Here is a 17,690-nt window from a genome sequence, read left to right as displayed (position 1 = left end):
ATCAGTACCAGTGCTTTTGCACTACGTTATTCTACTTATCGTCTACTCCAGCTACTAGCTCGGATCAGCGTGCCGAAATTGCCTTCCTAACCTAATTTATATGATTCTACCTATACTGCGCCGGCTGGCTTTGCTAGCTGTACTAGGTGGTGGTGCCGCCGTGCCCACCCTGGCCCAAGCTCCCGAGCCTATCAAATTCGGGAAACCAAACCTCGAGGATTTCAACCCGAAAAATTTCGTTGCTGACAGCACTGCGGAGGCAGTAGTGCTCTGCGACTATGGGGTGTCTCGCTTTGCGTACTACGACGACGATTTTCACATCGTGTTTGAACGCGTAACCCGCATCAAAATCCTCAAGAAATCGGGCTACGAGCGGGCCACGGTTAAGGTACCTTTGTACCACAAAAACGCCAGCGAGGAAAAGCTCACCAAACTCCGGGGCTTTACTTACAACATGGTGAACGGGCAGCTGGTAAAGGAGAAGCTGGAATCGGAGGCCATGTTTCGGGAAGAGGCCAGCCCCAACGTTACTGTTCGCAAGTTTACGCTGCCCAACGTGCGCGAAAACTCAGTGATAGAATACGCCTACACCGTCAGCTCCGATTTCACCTTTAATTTCCAGGACTGGCAGTTTCAGGATGATATTCCGGTACGCTGGAGCGAGTACCGCGCCAGCATTCCGAAGTATTACGACTACAAAATGCTGATGCAGGGCTACGCCAACGTAGATGTTTCGGAGCATACTACGGGCACTATGCAGGTTACCGTGCAAGAGGGCGGCGGCTTTGTTGGGAGTGGTTTTAACACCCAACGGGTTTCGGGCTCCAGCACCACCATACCGGTGGAGGTAAAGGAACACCGCTGGGCCATGAAGAATGTACCTGCCTTCCGTGATGAGCCCTTCATGACCTCATCAAAGGACTATATCTCACGCATTGACTTTGAGCTGGCCGGCATGCAGTGGGAAAACCAGCCGTATCGGGCGGTGGCCAACACCTGGCACAAGATCAATGAGGAGCTGATTGACAACGAGAATTTTGGGGTGCAGCTGAAGCGCTGCAGCTTTCTGAAAGACCAGCTTACGGCCCTAATGGCCAAGGAGCCCACCCCGGCCGCGCAGGTAGCCGCCATTCATAGCTTGGTGCGCAAGGCCGTAAAGCACGATGGCCAGAACTGGATGTATAGCTCAGGCCCGTTGCGCAAAGCCTACGACCAGCACCGGGGCAGCTCCGCCGATATCAACCTGTTGCTGATTGCGGCCCTGCGTGAGGCGGGCTTCCAGGCCAACCCTGTACTGCTCAGCACCCGCGACCATGGCTACGTTGACCCCGAAATCATGCCGCTGCTCTCCCGCTTCAACTACGTAGTGGCCCACATAGCCCTGCCTGATGGCCAGGAAGTACTAGCCGATGCTACCGATGAGCTCCTGCCAGTGGGGATGCTGCCCACACGCTGCCTCAACAGTGTAGGCCGCTTGATTATGCCCACCGCCTCGGCCTCGCGCTGGATTAGCCTGGCCCCCCAGCACCGCCTGACGGAGTACCAGCAGATACAGCTTACCCTGGATGAGAAAGGTGGCTACAGTGGCAAAGTGCACGCTGAGCATGGTGGTTACGCCGGCCTGATGCAGCGCGACAAACTACGCGACAAAGGCGAAAAGAAGTTTGTGGAAGAGTTGCTGAAAGGCCGTGAGGGCTGGAGCATTGATAAATTTCAGTTTCTGCAGCGCGACGCGCTGGAGAAGCCTCTAACGCTCGACTATGAAATGACCGTAGCCGGGGGCGAGGCTCCGGCGGGTACGCTTTATCTGCGCCCCTTGCAGCACTTTGGCAACACCCGCAACCCCTTTGTGCACGAGAGCCGCTTGTTCCCGGTTGATTTTGGCTTCCCGCTTGATGAAACCTTGCTCTTGACCGTCAATCTCCCGTCAGGATATGAGGTGGAGGAATTACCGAAACCCACTTCCCTGGCACTTCCTGACAACGGGGGCCGCTTCATATTCCAGGCGCAGCCAAGCTTGGGCGTGCTGCAAATCACGAGCCGCCTGAACCTGAGCCGCCCAATCTACAGCGCCGAAGAATACAGCTCCTTGCGTGAGTTCTACCGCCTGGTGGTAGCCAAGCAAATGGAGCAAATCGTTCTGAAGAAAAAATCGTGAAAGTGACTTTATCCCCCCGGACCCGCACCCTACTAGGCCTGTTGGTCGGGGCAGCTATTCTCCCAACTGGCCTACTGGCGGGGCCCGCCCCCAAATATGCGGTGGCTGCTATGGCGGGTGAGCTGCGCGAAAACGCGCATGCTGTAATCCGCGAGGCCGACGAAACCTTTCTGGTGAAATCAGTGGGCCGCACGGTGCAAACCGTGCGGCGCGCGGTAACTATCCTGGATGAGGCGGGCTCAAACTACGGCCGGGAGCTGGTGGTGTACGACCAGCTGAACAGCGTTAGCTACTTCCGTGGCTCCGTGTATGATGCTGAGGGCCGGCTGCTACGCTCCCTGCGTGCCGCCGACATCAAAGACATTGCTCTTTCTGATGGCTTCAGTCTGGCCAACGACGGCCGGGGCCGCGCCGCCGACCTGCGCCAGCCGGTGTACCCCTACACAGTGGAGTTCGAGTATGAAATTGCTTCTTCCAACACCCTGTTTTACCCCGTTTGGCGCCCCCAAGACGATGAAGAAGTCTCAGTAGAACATGCCTCGTTCCGGGTCCTGACGCCCAGTAACCTGCCTTTGCGCTACCAGGAGCGCGACTTGCCCGCGGGCGTAGCCCTGCGTAAGTCAACCCAGCCTGGTGGCCTAGAGGCCTATGAGTGGCAAGTGAATAGCCTGCCCGCCGTAGAAGAAGAAGTAGACGGACCGCCCATTACCGAGATTACTCCCAGGATATACACCGCTCCCAGTACTTTTGAAGTGCAGGGCCACACGGGTATGCTTACCTCCTGGCAAACCCTGGGCCAGTGGAACTACGAGCTGAACCAGGGGCGCGATGAGCTACCTGAGGCCGTGCGCACTAAAATTGCCGCTCTGGTGCAGCAAGAGCCCGATGAGCGGGCCCGCATCCGGAAGGTGTATGAGTGGCTGCAGGCCAACACGCGCTACGTTTCAGTACAGTTGGGCATTGGTGGCTGGCAGACGTTCCCGGCCAGCAGCGTGGCCAGCAATGGCTACGGCGACTGCAAGGCCCTGACTAACTATTGCCAGGCCTTGTTAAAGGCCGCGAACCTATCCTCCTACTGCGCCCTGGTAAGAGCCGATGCGCCTGATATCCGGACAGAGTTTCCGAGCCAGCAGTTCAACCACGTGGTGCTGTGCGTGCCCCTGCAGAAGGCCGCCAAACCCGATACGGTGTGGCTGGAATGCACCAGCCAAACTAACCCTTTCGGGTACATGAGCAGCTTCACGGGTAACCGCCATGCCCTGCTCATTACGCCTCAAGGTGGTAAGCTGGTGCGCACCCCCCGCTACGGCGCGAGTGACAACCAGCGCGAGCGACGGACGGATGTGTACGTGGATGCCACGGGCAACGCCACGGCCAGCATTTCTACGCGCCGCACTGGCCTGGAGCAGGATATGTACGCTCAGCTCACAAACGCGCTCAACGCCGCCGATCAGAAAAAGTACATTGCCGAACACTTGCCATTTTCCAGCTTCAGCATCAACAAACTGGCCTACACCGCCGACCAACACGCGGCAGTACCAGCCCTAACAGAAACATTGGCCCTCACCCTGCCAGGCTGGGCGTCGGTATCGGGCAAGCGGGCGTTTCTCACCCCCAATCTGCTGAGCCGCTGGAGTGCGCTGCCCGCCGCCGTAGGTGAACGTCGTACGCCCATTTGGCTCGATAACGCTTACACGTACACCGATACCGTGCGCATTCACGTGCCCGCCGGTTTTCGCCCCGAAAGCCTCCCCACGCCGGTACAGCTAACTACCGCATTTGGAACGTACTCCAGCCAGCTGCAGCCCCTCCCCGATGGCACGCTGCTTTACGTACGACGCCTGCTGATGCCTCACACCCGTTTTGCCCCCACTGACTACCCAGCCTACCGAGAGTTTCGGCGCAAAATCAGTGCAGCCGATAAGGCCCAGGTAGTACTGGTGAAAACCGATGCCTAGCGCCTAAAGAAGGGCTCCGCAAGCACAGCAGCTAGGCGGCGGATAGAATAGCTCTGTGTAGTGCCCCTATCTTACTTATATAGCGGCTTTACAGGACTGGTACTGCGCAGTATATTTCCTCTCAGAGGCTCCTGAACCCGGGCTCGTCTGAGGGGAAATTTCTGTATTCAGTAGTTAGCAGAGTAGCGCTTATTTATCCCTTGAGTTTGCAAGAGATGCTCCGGGCATTGCGCGCAACCATCTATTAAAACACCTAAGCTGCAGATAATTGCCTTGTCTGGCTCATAAAACGCTTACATTAGTATAACTCCCCCGTACCTCTCCTCCGGTACCATTCTTCCTTCTTTCAGGCTTCCATGTTCAAACAGTTTACTCTCCTCCGGCAGTGCCCTAAACCGGCGCTGCTGGGTGGCTTGCTACTGGCCGCGCTGGGCGCGCCCCTGACGGCCGCGGCCCAGCGTGTGCTCTGGAGCGATACGCAAGTGCCCACGTCTGCCCGGGCGGCTACGCAGCCACTGTCACACTTCAGGGCGGTTAACTTTCAGCTGCAGGCTGTGCGCGACGTGCTGAGCACGGCCCCAGCTGAACAGAAAGCCGGTGCCCGCGCTTCTGCCACGGTGGTGTCGTTGCCACTGCCCGATGGCACCTCTCAGCGCTTCCGTATTGTGCAGACCACTGTGATGGCACCTGCCCTGGCCGCTCGTTACCCTGCCATCCGGACGTATGCGGCCCAGGGTATTGATGATCCTGCTGCCACTGCCCGCCTCGATGTAAGCCCAGCTGGCCTGCACGCCATGATTCTGGCGGCTGATAAAACAGTGTTTATTGACCCAGCCGGCCAGAACCAGGAAACCCACCTGGTGTTTGAGCGCCGGGCCATGAACCGGAACGCTTTCTCCTTTGTGTGCGCTACTCCCGGCACCGATGAGCTGGATATAGCGGCCTCAGCAACAAGCCAGGCTCTACTAGCCAATGGCACTACCCTGCGCACGTACCGCCTGGCCCTGGCTTGCACCGGCGAATACGCCACCTACTATGGTGGCACCAAAGAGGGTGCGCTGGCGGGTATGGTAGCCTCTGTGAACCGCGTAAGCGGCATCTATGAGCAAGAGCTGGCCATACGGCTGGTGCTGATTCCGCAGACCGATGAGCTTATCTACCTCGACCCTGCTACCGACCCCTACACCAACGATGATGGCACAGTTATGCTGAACCAGAATCAGAAAACAATCAGTACCATAATTGGGGAGCCCAATTACGATATTGGTCACGTTTTCAGCACCGGCGGGGGTGGCATTGCGCAACGGCCCTCTGTGTGCCTGCCCACCAACAGCAGCTTTACCCAAGGCAAGGCCCGCGGAGTAACTGGCCTACGGGCTCCCATTAACGATGCCTTTAACATTGACTACGTAGCCCACGAAATGGGTCACCAGTTTGGCGCCGACCACACATTTAATAGTGTAGTTGGCAGCTGCGGAGGCGGCAACCGCTCAGCCTTCTCCGCCTACGAGCCGGGCTCTGGCACCACCATTATGGCCTACGCGGGCATTTGTGGCAACGACAACATTCAGCCCAATTCCGACCCGTACTTCCACTCCCGCAGTATTGATCAGATTGTGGCACACATTACGGGTGCTGGCAACTGCTCCGTGAATACGCCCACCGGCAATACGCCTCCCGTAGTAGATGCCGGCCGCAACTACGCCATCCCCGTCAGCACACCGTTTGTACTAACGGGCTCCGCTACCGACGCTAATGGCGATGCCCTCACCTACTCATGGGAGCAGTACAACATTGGCGCTTCGGGGTCGCCTAACCTCCCCGCGGGAGACGCGCCTATCTTTCGGTTCTTTACCCCTACCCCCAGCCCAACCCGCACGTTTCCGCGCCTGGCCACGCTGGTTAACAATTCGCAGATAATTGGAGAGTTGCTGCCCTCATACGGCCGGCGTCTGATTTTCCGCCTGGTAGCCCGCGACAACCGCGTGGGCGGCGGGGGCATCGACTACGATTCTATGAACGTGGTGGTAATTCCTAGTGCTGGGCCGTTTGTGGTAACGCTGCCGAATACTCCCACCACGCTGCTGGCTACCGCTCCCCAGCAAGTAACCTGGGATGTAGCCAATACCACTGCAGCGCCCATAAATGCTGCCACCGTGGATATTCTGCTTTCTACGGACGGCGGATTTACCTACCCCACCACGCTGCTGGCGGGCACTCCTAACGATGGTACTGAAACGGTAACGATTCCGGCCAGCGTGGGCAATACCAGCACGGCACGCATTCGGGTGCAGGCCACCGGCAATATCTTCTTCGATATCTCAAATCAAAACTTCAGCATTCAGGTGCCTACGGGCCCTACTTTTTACCTGAATGCCACTGCTCCCGCTACCATTCCCGTATTATGCCCAGGCACCAGTTCTGCTAGCCAAACTCTAGCAGTAGGGGCGTTGCAGGGCTTTGCGGGCGAGGTAACGCTGGGGGCCACAGATTTACCCGCCGGCGCTACCATAACGTTTGGCACGGCCAGCCTGAACCCAGGTGCTACCACCACGTTTGTTGTTAATACGGCGGCCTCCACGCCAGCAGGCACGTATACCGTAACCCTCACCGGCACGAGTGGCAGCGTTACGCAACGTCAGCAAGTACGGTTTACGGTGTTGCCGGCCACTACGCAGGCGGCAGTTATTACGGCCCCAACGGCAGCATCGCGCACCACGTTGCGCCCGGCCTTTACCTGGAATGCCGTGCCCAATGCCACCTCTTACGATGTGCAGGTAGCCACCGACCCAAACTTTACTACACTTGTGGTTAACCAAACCGGCATTACCGGCACCTCCTTCACGGCAAGCTCTGCGCTGCAGCCTAACGCTACCTACTACCTGCGGGTGCGGGGAGTGGGCGCGTGCGGCGTGGCCCCGTTCTCAGCTACCACTACTTTCCAAACGGGTATACAAGTTTGCCAGACGGTAGCCGCTACCTCAGTACCCGTGACCATCTCGGCAACTGGCACGTCTACGGTCACGTCGGTTATCAATATTGTTAACACTGAGCGGGTGTCCGATATACGCATCCGTAACCTGGCCATCACTCATCCGGATATTGGGGAGCTGGAAATTTCTCTCACCAGCCCAGCCGGTACGCGGGCAGTGCTGTATTCGCGCAACTGCCCTGGTACGGCCAACCTTTCCATCTCCTTTGATGAGGCAGCCTCAGCGGCGCTGGCTTGCCCGCTGGCCCCAGGCAGTACCACCCGGCCGGCCAACACCCTCAGCGCCCTGCTGAACAAGCCAGCCAATGGCAACTGGACGCTTACCATCACGGATAACGCGGCGGGTAACGGCGGCACCCTAACGGGCTGGTCGCTGGAGCTATGCACGTTGGCTGAGGCACCTACCGCTCCTACCAACCTGGCTACTCTGGCGCCTGTTACGGCCAATAACCTGGCTAGCATTGATCTGACCTGGCTGGATGGCTCAACCAATGAAACGGCCTTTGAGGTGGAGCGCTCCACTGATAACGGGGCATTTACCCGTATTGCCACGCTGCCCGCCAACAGCTCCTTCTACACTGATCAGGTAAGTGCTAACAGCCGCTACTGCTACCGCGTACGAGCCACTAATACCACTGGCAACTCAGGGTATAGCAATGAGAGCTGCCAGACGGTTTCTACGATTACGGCTGTGCGCAATGCCTCCTTACTTCAAGGCATTGAGGTATACCCCAACCCCAGCACGGGAGTGTTTGAAGTCAAAATTGATAATGCCCAACGGGGGCCAGTTACGTTGCGCGTTACCGATGCCTTGGGCCGTACGGTTTCAGCCCAAACCCTCACCAAAGGAGCCGCCAGCCTGAGGCAGGTGCTTGACCTGAGCAACCTCAGCAACGGCGTCTATTCCCTGCACCTTGACTTGCCCAACGGCTCTACCGTGGTGCGGTTGCTGAAGCAATAAAAAGGGTAAACTACTAGCTACTAAAAAAGGCGGCTCCCACTTGGGTGCCGCCTTTTTACTGAATCAAAGGCTCAGATATATGCTGGTCATTTTACAAGGGCACTAGCCTGGGCTAAAACCGGTACCGCACCTGAGCTTTTACCTCTGAGCGGCGTGAGCCTCGTATTTCCTCTAGCCCGGAGCCAATAGTCTGCTGATGGCGGTAGTGCGTTTCAGCGTACCGCAGCCAAATGGTGAGGTGCCGGTTTACATCTACCTGCGTGAGCAGATAGGTACGGGTACCGCGGCCAGCCAACACGGGCACTGAGAAGGCGTAGAGTACATCCTGCTCATACACGTATTGCCGGGTGTCGTAGTCGTCGGTGTCAAAAAGGGCGTAGCGACCGGAAAAGCGCAGGTGGGGCCGGGGGCTTACGGTTACATCCTGAGCCAGCACGTAGCCCTGGCGGCGCGGCCCCTGGTCTTCACGGTACTGGGTGCCCTGCACACGGGTACGCAGACTGAGGATAGGCAGGGGGCTGGCATCATAGAACAGTAACAGGCTCCGCCGTTCAGTAGGCACGGGTAAGGGCACCAGGCGCAGCGTGTCGGCATCATAAGCCTTGGTGCGCTGCCGTAGCTGTGCGTAGAGAAGGCTGGTTTTGGTAGGACTGTAGGTAACCCGCACCAGCCAGTCGTGCCCCTGGGAGGGGGCCCCCACCTGATATTTCAACCACGGGAAGCTGAACTGATCATAGTAGGCTGAAACTTCCCACCGTGCCAGTGGGCGCAGCTTCAGGCCCAGGTACAAACCTTTCTCATTAATGTTGCGCGTGTTTTCGCTCAGGGCATTGCCGTAAAACGTGTGAAAGCTGCGGGCATAAGAGCGATGCAGCACCGATACATCTAGGCCTGGAGCGAGGCTGGCCAGCAGCCCATTTACCGTCCCTAGGCCACCACTGCTGGTCCGGGCAGTTTCACCAAACAGCAGCGCGTTATGCCATACATAGCTGTAGTAAGCACTAAGGGCCAGGTTCTGGCGGCCACTGAACTCATAGGCATTGTACGCTTCAGGCCGGCGCAGGAGCGGTTTATCAAACTGCGTGTTAATGGCCGTGAGGCCTAAGGCCAAGTCGCCGGATCGACTGGCATAGTTGAGGTTGCCGCCCAGTACCGTTTCGCGGAGTGCCTGCCGGTTTGCCAGCTCCGAGGGCGTGCGGTGCATACCCGCTAGTTGCAGCGAAGAAGCTACCTCAGAGTAATCTCCTAGCGTATCCTGGCGCTGGCTAAAGCTGGCATCAACCCGCTTACGAGTGACAAACGCAGTGGCCCGCACGGTAGCGTTTACCGCCACCGTGGCCGCCGCACCCCGAAAGAACGTGTTTTCAAGCACCGAAGAATAGGGCCGCAGGCCCACAGAGCTGCGCCGCAGCGTAGTAATGGTTTCGGCCCCCTTCCCTACCGCCAACCCCGACGACAGCAACAGACCCTGCCCGAACTGCAGCTGGTAGTCGCCGAGGGCAAGGGACTTGAGGCGCCCGCGCTCCTGCACCAGAAAGTGACCCGAGTAAAAATCGGCGCCGTACCGGTGGGTGCTGGGGCTCCAGGCCAGCTGCTCGCCGGCGTCTTTTTCGGCCGTGAGGCCTAGGCTAAAATCCCGGGCCCTGCTTACGCGGTAACGCACCAACAGCTTGTCTGGCGAGCCAAGGTAGCGCGTAGCCAGCTGGCCACCGCGCACGGTATCGGGGGTGGTGTACCCACGGCGGGTCTGTAAGCCGCGCTCATAGCGCACAAACAGGGCATTATTCTCTTCCTGCTGAATACGCTGCCAGAGCGGGCCCCGCGCCGCGTTGGGGTCAGGCGTATGCACCGTCACGAAGGGGGCCGTCCGGTAAATGGTGCGCAGGTCAAACCCATCAATACTCTGCAGCTCATACAGGCTCAACAGCCCACCCGTGCGCTGACGGTGGCTGAGCAGGTTGGTGATTTGGGTTTCCGAGAGCAGCAGCAGGCTCCGCAGCTCTTCGCGGGTAGCCACGTTAAGATTCAGTGGCGTTTGGTAATACTGTAGCAGCGTCTCGTACAGGTCCTCATGGGGCACTTGATCGTTCTGCGCTTCCGCAAACAGCTCCTGAGTCAGGCGGTCGAGGTCGGGCACGGCGGGGCGTGGGTATTCCTGCGCCTGGACCCGGTAAGCCAAGCCCAGCAGCAGGCCTAGCCCCACTATGGCCCTCTGGGTGCGCATCATGGCTGCTTCTGCTCCCATTGCAGCGCTATGCTTACTTGCTGGCTCAGGCCCAAAGCTTGCTGCCACGCGGCGGCATAATCCACCTGAAACACTCCGCTCTTAAACCCAACTCCGCCGGTGGTTTGATGGGTACGTGTTGCTAGGCCACCCCGGAGCGCCAGCACCGGAACCGGGCGGTACTCCAAGCCCGCTTTGAAATTGGCATCTTGCTCCACATCCTTCTCCGTCTCTACCAGCACCAGCACTTTCTCAGAAGTGCGCCACCCCAGACCGGCCCGCAGTACTGTGGGCACGCGCTCATCCTGGTAAGGCGCCAGCCGAGCCTGGTTCAGGTTGTAGAGCGTGGCCCCAAACGTGAGCTTACGTGGGATAATATCGGCCTGTCCGGCCAGGGAAGCCGCCACCGTTCGGCGGCTGCCCAAGCCTTCGAGGCTGGTTTGCAACACCTCCACGCGGGCTCCTACGCGCACGGTACCCAACTGGTAGCCGTAGGCCACTCCCAAGGCCTGCTCAGCGTACAGCTTCCCTCCGAACCGTTGGGCCATGACGCCTACCACGCCAAAGCGCGGAGCGTCTGCGGCAGCTACCACAGCCGGCACGCCAGCAGCGCTTCCGGCGGCGGTGGCTCGGTGGCCTAGCGGCACAGCCGCCACTACTGAAGCGGTATTCAGGGAAGGCAGCAAAAATTTATTGGCGGCTCCGAAGCCTACCATTGGGCGGGTTAGGACACCTAGTGCGGCCGAGTTGTTGGTAGCCGCCCACACGTCGTTTTCCAGCACGGTGCTTACCTGGCCTAGGCCAGCGGCGCGGGCACCTCCCGTGCCCAGCGTGCTTGCTTGCGCCTGTGCCTCATGTACTCCTGCTCCTAAACAGAGCAGGTAACTAACTGCGTATAGTTTCACCATCAATAAGTATTAGACAACTACAAAAGATTCTATTCCGGAAAAATACTACCTCGCTTCAGCGCCCACAATCATTTTCGACCAACGCCACAAAAAAGCCCCTGTACCAATTGGCACAGGGGCTTTTTATTTCAATTAGCTGGTTAGGCCTGTCTTACAACATGGCAGAATCTTTTTTGCGTTTGATCTTGGTTTTGCCACCTTTTTCGGTTTTCACCTTCATCTTCTCCACGTCGCTCATATCATTGGTGGCAGATGCTGAGGCCGCGGGTCCTACTCCGGGGTTGGGGCCATTATTAACGATAGTCATTTCATCAACCAGGCTTTTGGCGCCGCCCAGCTTCTCTATGCACCACAGCACGTACCGAATGTCAACGTTGATGCAGCGCTTCAGCTCGGGGTCGTAGGCCAGGTCGCCGGTCATGGCTTCCCAGTTGCCATCGAAGGCAATGCCGATTAGCTCGCCCCGTCCGTTGATAACCGGCGAGCCGGAGTTGCCGCCGGTGATGTCGTTGTCGGTAATAAAGGCCACGGGCAGGTTGCCCTGCTTATCGGCGAAGCGGCCGTAATCTTTCATTTTCAATAGTTCCAGCTCCTTTTTGGGCACTACAAACTCGGGGTTGGTGGGGTCTTCCTTTTCCAGAATGCCCTGCGCCGTGGTCTTGTAATCGTAGCTTACGGCGTCGCGGCCTTCGTAGGGGCGCACGGTACCATAGCTCAGCCGAATGGTGGAGTTAGCATCGGGCGAGTACACTTTCTGGCTGTTTTTCTCGCGCAGAGCGGCAACGTACAGGCGGTTGGCGCGGCCCAAGCCGGCCTGCATGCCCTGCAACTTGGGCAGAATGTTCTGCACATAGTTCGTGTACACTGACTGATACGTCTTGAACCCAGGATCAGCTTCCAGCTTTGCCAGCGTAGGGTTAGCCAGGAAAGCATTCACTTTAGCTTCCGAGGTCAGGAAAGAGTTGGCAAACACATAGTCGGCGTACTTCTGCATAGAGCCGCCATACTGCTTCTGCACCGTCTGGAATACATCGGGCTGCTGGTCTTTGGGTACGTCCTGCATGTAGAGGCCCATGAGAGCGGCAAACACCTTCTTGTCGGTAGGAGCGCTGTAGTCTTTGAAGTAATCGGTCAGGGGCTCCTTCAGGTCGGCTACGGCCTTGCTGATGGCGGCTTTATCCGCGGGCGAGTTTTTCAGGGTGGTGTAGAGCGGCATCATGCGGGCAGCCAGCGTTACAATCTCCGTCCCGAAGGCCGCCTCCTGTATGTATTGGGTGCTGAGGTTGTACTGGCGCATGCCAGCGTAGGCCTGGTTGATGGTGTTCAGAGCCTCGCCGTACTGCTGAGCACGGGTTTGATCCTGGCCAATCCACTGCATAAGGGAGTTTTCTTCGGCCTGCTTGGCCTGTACCGTTTTCAGGCGCTTCATGCCTTCGTTCTGGCCAATGTAGTACTTCCAGTAGTTGGCAATGCCGGCATACTTGGAGGCATACTTCAGGCGCAGCGCGGCGTCTTGGTCCATGTCCTCTTTCCAGAGCTTCAGGCGCGTGTCGCGCAGCTTGATGCGGGCGGGGTTGGTCTGGTCCAGAGTCATCTGCAAACCAGCAGCGGGCAGAAAACGCTGGGTGCGGCCGGGGAAACCAAACACCATGGCGAAGTCGCCTTCACTCACCCCCTGCAGGCTTACGGGCAGGTGCTTTTTGGGCACGTAGGGCACGTTATCAGCCTGAGGCTGGGCGGTAGGCTTGTTGTTTTTATCGGCGTACACGCGGAACATGGAGAAGTCGCCGGTGTGGCGGGGCCACATCCAGTTGTCGGTGTCACCGCCAAACTTGCCCACGGCTTCCGGCGGCGCGCCTACCAGGCGTACGTCGCCAAAGCGCTGATACACGAACAGGTAGTACTCGTTGCCACCAAACATGTCGCGCACATAAGCCACATACTGGCCGTTTTCTTTGGCAGCATCGGCTAGCTCACGCTGGCGCTTCTGCACGGCGGCCACGCGCTCCTGCTCCGGCGTACCAGGCGTAATGCCTTCCAGCACTTTGCCCGTTACGTCTTCCATGCGCACCAGAATATCCACGAACAGACCGGGGTTGGTTTTCTCTTCCTGAGGTGTGGTGGCAAAGAAACCGTTCTGGAGAATGTTGTTTTGGGGTGTGCTGTGGGTTTGCAGCGCGTCGTAGCCGCAGTGGTGGTTGGTCAGCAGTAAACCTTGCTTACTTACAAACTCACCGGTGCAAAAGCCGCCAAGCTGCACCACAGCATCCTTCAGAGAGGCGTTGTTAACGTCATAAATTTCTTCCGCGGTCAGCTTCAGGCCTTTCTTCTGCATGTCGGCCTGGTTAAGGCGTTTCACGAAGAGGGGCAGCCACATGCCTTCGTCGGCGTGCGCCGCGAGGGGTAGTAGCAGCGTCAGGAGCAGGATTTTCGCCCAGTGATTTTTGCGCATAGTAAGGGTGGGTTGAGGAAAGGGAACTAGTTGGCTAGGCCAGTTTGCGAATCTACAAAAAGCCTAGTACTCGGCTGTTGGCTTAGCAGCCCCAGCTGCAGTGGTGTATGGCCACGACTGCAATCATTCGGGGCAGGTTGTGGTTATTTGCTGATATGTCGTACCTGTTCCGCCAGCTACTGCTAGGCCTGCTCTGGGTGTACCGCCACCTGATTTCGCCCCTCACACCGGCCAGCTGCCGCTATACGCCCACCTGCTCCGCTTATGCCGTGCAGGCCATTCATAAATATGGCCCCTGGCGCGGCGGCCAGCTGGCCTTACGTCGCATCAGCCGCTGCCATCCCTGGGGCGGCAGCGGCTACGACCCAGTACCGTGATGCAGTAAAACGGTGAGTTGGAGAGGGACCGAAGCGGTACTGTTCTGTTCTTACTTCAACACTGGCTTGTTGCCCCATCTGCTCGCAATGACAGGCCTTGGCCATTTTACTAAATCACTTATTCACTTAATCACCGTATAAGGTGCCCGTGTGCGGCTGTGGCCTTAGGGTTACTGCGGCTTTATTTTCTGACATTATTGCTCTGTATGCGCGTTCTATTTCTTGCTACCCTCTTCGCCGGCTCTCTTTTGAGTGGCAGCTGCTCCGAAGCTCAAACCGGAAATCAACCCGAAAAGCAGGAGAAATCCGGCAAGAAAAAAGGCAAGAAATCGAAGAAGGATGCCGACGTTGAAAACCTGAATCGAGTGGGCACCCTGGATCAGGTGCCTGAAAGCTCAGGCTTAGCCCTTACCGGCCAGCCGGGCTCCTTCTACACGCACGGCGACGATGGCAACCGCGCTATTCTTTACAAGATTGACACTAAAGGCAAGCTGCTGGAAGAAATTGAGGTGCAGACCGACAGCTTCGATTGGGAGAGCGTGACGCGCGACGATAAAGGCTACGTGTACATCGGCGACGTGGGCAACAACAACAATAACCGCAAGAACCTGGTCATTCACCGCCTGAAGCCCGAAGCGCCCAACCAGGTAGCCGATATCCATCTTAAGTACCCCGATCAGAAGGATTTCCCGCCCTCTAAGAGCGAGCGGAATTTTGACTGCGAAGCCACCTTGTGGCACCAAGGCCAGATTTACCTGTTTACCAAGGACCGGGCTCAGTCCTCTACTAGCAAGGTATATACCGTACCCGACCAACCGGGTTCTTATACGGCCAAGCTCCTTACCAAGCTGGCTATTCCGGGTGAGGTAACGGATGCAGCCTTGAGCCCCAACGGCCGCCGCCTGGTGCTGCTGGGCCGGCAGGAAATGTTTGTACTGGAGGGCAACAGCCTCGCTGATCTGCTGAAAGCAAAACCTCATCAAATTTCCCTCAAAGGGACAGGCCAAACCGAAGGGGCCGCTTTCACAGATGATAACACTCTCTATATCAGCAGTGAGCAAGGTTCTCTGTACGAATACGCGTTCTAAAAGCCACTATTTCGTACTATCGGGGCCTAATCATGGCAAATGAGCAGAAAGGTTTTACCCCCTATGCTTGTTAAGCTGTGGATAGGCCCTGTTCTTTTCCTTAAGTTTGGCTTCTGATTCCGAAACCCGGCGCGGCCTTCCCCTGTTCCGCGTCATCATCCCCCAGCATATGGCTGAACAATCCACTCTTACTGGCCTACGCGCCGGTGTGCTGCACGGCGACGAAGTGCAGCAGCTCTTCGAATACGCCAAGGCCAACAACTTTGCCTTGCCCGCCGTGAACGTAACCGGCACCGACACGGTGAACGGTGTGCTGGAAGCCGCCCGCGACCTGAACTCGCCGGTTATCATCCAGTTTTCTAATGGTGGTGCCCAGTTCTTTGCGGGTAAAGGTCTCCCTAACGACCAGCAACAAGCGAGTATTGCTGGCGGCATCTCGGGCGCGCAGCACGTGCACCTGATGGCTGAGGCGTACGGCGTGCCCGTAATTCTGCACACTGACCACGCTGCCAAGAAGCTGCTGACCTGGATTGATGGCTTGCTGGAAGCTGGTGAGAAGCACTTCGCTCAGTACGGTCAGCCCCTGTACAGCTCGCACATGCTCGACCTCTCGGAGGAGCCGATTGAGGAGAACATCGAGATCTGCAAGGAATACCTGAAGCGGATGGATAAGATGGGAATGACGCTGGAAATCGAGCTAGGTGTTACCGGCGGCGAGGAAGACGGCGTAGACAACTCCGATGTTGATTCCAGTAAGCTCTATACCCAGCCTTCGGAAGTGGCCTACGCCTACGAGGAGCTCAGCAAAATCAGCTCGCGCTTCACTATTGCGGCGGCTTTCGGTAACGTACACGGCGTGTACAAGCCCGGCAACGTGAAACTGCAGCCCGTTATCCTGAAAAACTCTCAGGACTTCGTGAAAGAGAAATTCAACCTGACGGAGGAGCGCCCCATCAACTTCGTATTCCACGGCGGTTCGGGCTCTTCGCAGGAGGAAATTCGCGAGGCTATCAGCTACGGTGCCATCAAGATGAACATTGACACCGACCTGCAGTGGGCGTTCTGGGATGGTATCAAGAACTACTACCAGAAGAACGAAGGCTTCCTACAGAGCCAGATTGGCAACCCCAACGGTGAGGACTCGCCCAACAAGAAGTACTACGACCCCCGCGTATGGCTGCGCGAGGGTGAGAAGACCTTCATTGCCCGTTTGAAGTCGGCCTTCGAAGACCTCAACGCCGTAGGTAAGCGCCCCTAAGTGGCCTAGAACTTAGCTACAGAAAAAGCCCCCGCACTCAGCTGAGCGCGGGGGCTTTTATGTTTAAAGTTCGTCATGTCGAGCTTGTCGAGACATCTCGCGTGCTGACGTCGATAATTTGACCGTCATGCTGAGCGCAGCCGAAGCATCTCTACCGCTTCTCTAGGCCACTTGGTTAGCCAGTGGTAGAGATGCTTCGACTCCGCTCAGCATGACGTTTCTTATTAACTGCTTGCAGGGACTGGCCTAGCGGCTTGTAATGGCCTCCTTGGCTTCCTCCTGGCCTAAATCACGGGGGGCGTAGCCGTAGGGGTTATTCGGGTTTTTGCCGGCACGCCAGAACACATATAGCCCTATAAACACCAACGGAATGCTCAGCCACTGGCCCATATTCAGGGTCATGCCTTTCTCGAAAGCCACTTGATCTTCCTTCAGGAACTCTACCAAGAAGCGGAAGGAGAACAAGAGCACTACAAACAGCCCAAATAGCTGGCCGCGGGGGGTGCGCTCTTTGGTACGATTCCACATACTGTAGAGTAGCACGAAGAGGAACACACAAAACAGCGACTCATAAATCTGGGTAGGGTGGCGTGGTACGGCTACTTCTGAGCCCGGCGTTACGCTGGTGCCCATCGGCTGCGCATCTACTTTAATGCTGCCATCGGCCTGCCGCGTGCGTTGCACCTGGTAGGAGCCTTCGGGCACGGGCTGGTCGGGGCTGTAAGGCTGCAGGTGCTCCACATCGCGCGGAAACACGAAGGCCCAGGGCTTATCCGTCGGCTGGCCTACAATCTCGGAGTTCATCAGGTTGCCCATTCGGATGAGGGCCCCGCCCACGGCTACTACCAGCACAATGCGGTCGAGGGTCCAGAGCACATCAAACTTGTTGTTGCGGCTGAACAGCCATACGGCGAAGATGATACCAATGGTGGCACCGTGGCTGGCTAGGCCACCGTGCCAGATCTTCAGAATTTCCCAGGGCTGGTCTTTGTAGGAAGCCCAGTCGTAGAAAAACACGTGGCCTAGCCGCGCGCCCAGCACCGTACCAATCAGCACGTAAATGGTAATAACATCAACCCACCGCGGCGACGTACGCTCCGACTTATAGACGTGCGACAAGATGAACGTGCCGACCACAAAGCCCGACATGAACAACAATCCATACCAACGCAACGTCAGTGGCCCGATGTTCACGATGTCGGGGTCGGGGCTCCAAAGAATGGCGCTTAGAAAGCTCATAAGCAGAAAAGGAAGAATATAGGCCCGAAAGTACGGAAACGGTTTTAGCTGCGCCTACAGTGTAACATTAAGGCA

10 protein-coding genes are annotated in these 17,690 nt (G+C 57.5%); 6 read left to right on the top strand and 4 right to left on the bottom strand.

What is annotated here, in order from left to right; genetic code table 11:
• Window positions 1-100 precede the first annotated feature (100 nt).
• The 3 genes from HMJ29_RS11410 to HMJ29_RS11400 all read left to right on the top strand — a co-directional run bounded on the left by HMJ29_RS11410 (window position 101) and on the right by HMJ29_RS11400 (window position 8,069).
• On the top strand, window positions 101-2,158 hold the full coding sequence (locus HMJ29_RS11410) for a transglutaminase family protein (RefSeq protein ID WP_171591608.1): 2,058 nt from the start codon (window positions 101-103) through the stop codon (window positions 2,156-2,158).
• A 2-nt stretch (window positions 2,159-2,160) separates the two neighbouring features.
• Window positions 2,161-4,116: a DUF3857 domain-containing protein gene (locus HMJ29_RS11405; protein WP_171591607.1), complete on the top strand. Its 1,956-nt coding sequence runs from the start codon at window positions 2,161-2,163 to the stop codon at window positions 4,114-4,116.
• 356 nt (window positions 4,117-4,472) lie between these two features.
• Window positions 4,473-8,069, top strand: a complete 3,597-nt coding sequence (locus HMJ29_RS11400) for a reprolysin-like metallopeptidase (RefSeq protein WP_171591606.1) — start codon at window positions 4,473-4,475, stop codon at window positions 8,067-8,069.
• A 112-nt stretch (window positions 8,070-8,181) separates the two neighbouring features.
• Here the strand turns inward: HMJ29_RS11400 and HMJ29_RS11395 are convergent, their stop codons facing one another.
• The 3 genes from HMJ29_RS11395 to HMJ29_RS11385 all read right to left on the bottom strand — a co-directional run bounded on the left by HMJ29_RS11395 (window position 8,182) and on the right by HMJ29_RS11385 (window position 13,653).
• The gene (locus tag HMJ29_RS11395; RefSeq protein ID WP_171591605.1) at window positions 8,182-10,296 is read right to left on the bottom strand and encodes a helix-hairpin-helix domain-containing protein; all 2,115 of its coding nucleotides are present in this window, start codon (window positions 10,294-10,296) and stop codon (window positions 8,182-8,184) included.
• Window positions 10,293-11,201, bottom strand: a complete 909-nt coding sequence (locus HMJ29_RS11390; RefSeq protein ID WP_171591604.1) for a hypothetical protein — start codon at window positions 11,199-11,201, stop codon at window positions 10,293-10,295. Before HMJ29_RS11390 ends, HMJ29_RS11395 begins: the two co-directional genes overlap by 4 nt.
• Window positions 11,202-11,352: 151 nt before the next feature.
• Window positions 11,353-13,653 carry a S46 family peptidase gene (locus HMJ29_RS11385; RefSeq protein WP_171591603.1) on the bottom strand — a complete coding sequence of 767 codons (2,301 nt, stop codon included), beginning with the start codon at window positions 13,651-13,653 and terminating at the stop codon, window positions 11,353-11,355.
• Window positions 13,654-13,808: 155 nt separating this feature from the next.
• Between HMJ29_RS11385 and yidD the strand changes: the two genes are divergently transcribed.
• From yidD to fbaA, 3 genes are all read left to right on the top strand, one after another.
• Window positions 13,809-14,030 carry a membrane protein insertion efficiency factor YidD gene (yidD, locus tag HMJ29_RS11380; protein ID WP_171593313.1) on the top strand — a complete coding sequence of 74 codons (222 nt, stop codon included), beginning with the start codon at window positions 13,809-13,811 and terminating at the stop codon, window positions 14,028-14,030.
• Between the two features lie 206 nt (window positions 14,031-14,236).
• The gene (locus tag HMJ29_RS11375) at window positions 14,237-15,118 is read left to right on the top strand and encodes an SdiA-regulated domain-containing protein (RefSeq protein WP_171591602.1); all 882 of its coding nucleotides are present in this window, start codon (window positions 14,237-14,239) and stop codon (window positions 15,116-15,118) included.
• A 169-nt stretch (window positions 15,119-15,287) separates the two neighbouring features.
• Window positions 15,288-16,376 (top strand): class II fructose-bisphosphate aldolase, encoded by a 1,089-nt coding sequence (gene fbaA / locus HMJ29_RS11370; RefSeq protein ID WP_171591601.1) that lies wholly within the window; start codon window positions 15,288-15,290, stop codon window positions 16,374-16,376.
• Between the two features lie 246 nt (window positions 16,377-16,622).
• Here the strand turns inward: fbaA and lgt are convergent, their stop codons facing one another.
• Window positions 16,623-17,615 carry a prolipoprotein diacylglyceryl transferase gene (gene lgt, locus HMJ29_RS11365; RefSeq protein ID WP_171591600.1) on the bottom strand — a complete coding sequence of 331 codons (993 nt, stop codon included), beginning with the start codon at window positions 17,613-17,615 and terminating at the stop codon, window positions 16,623-16,625.
• Window positions 17,616-17,690: the final 75 nt, after the last annotated feature.

Source organism: Hymenobacter taeanensis, from assembly GCF_013137895.1.
GTDB classification, from domain to species: domain Bacteria; phylum Bacteroidota; class Bacteroidia; order Cytophagales; family Hymenobacteraceae; genus Hymenobacter; species Hymenobacter taeanensis.
The sequence above is the reverse complement of the archived record's forward strand: the minus strand, read 5'-3'. Positions and strand labels throughout refer to the sequence as shown.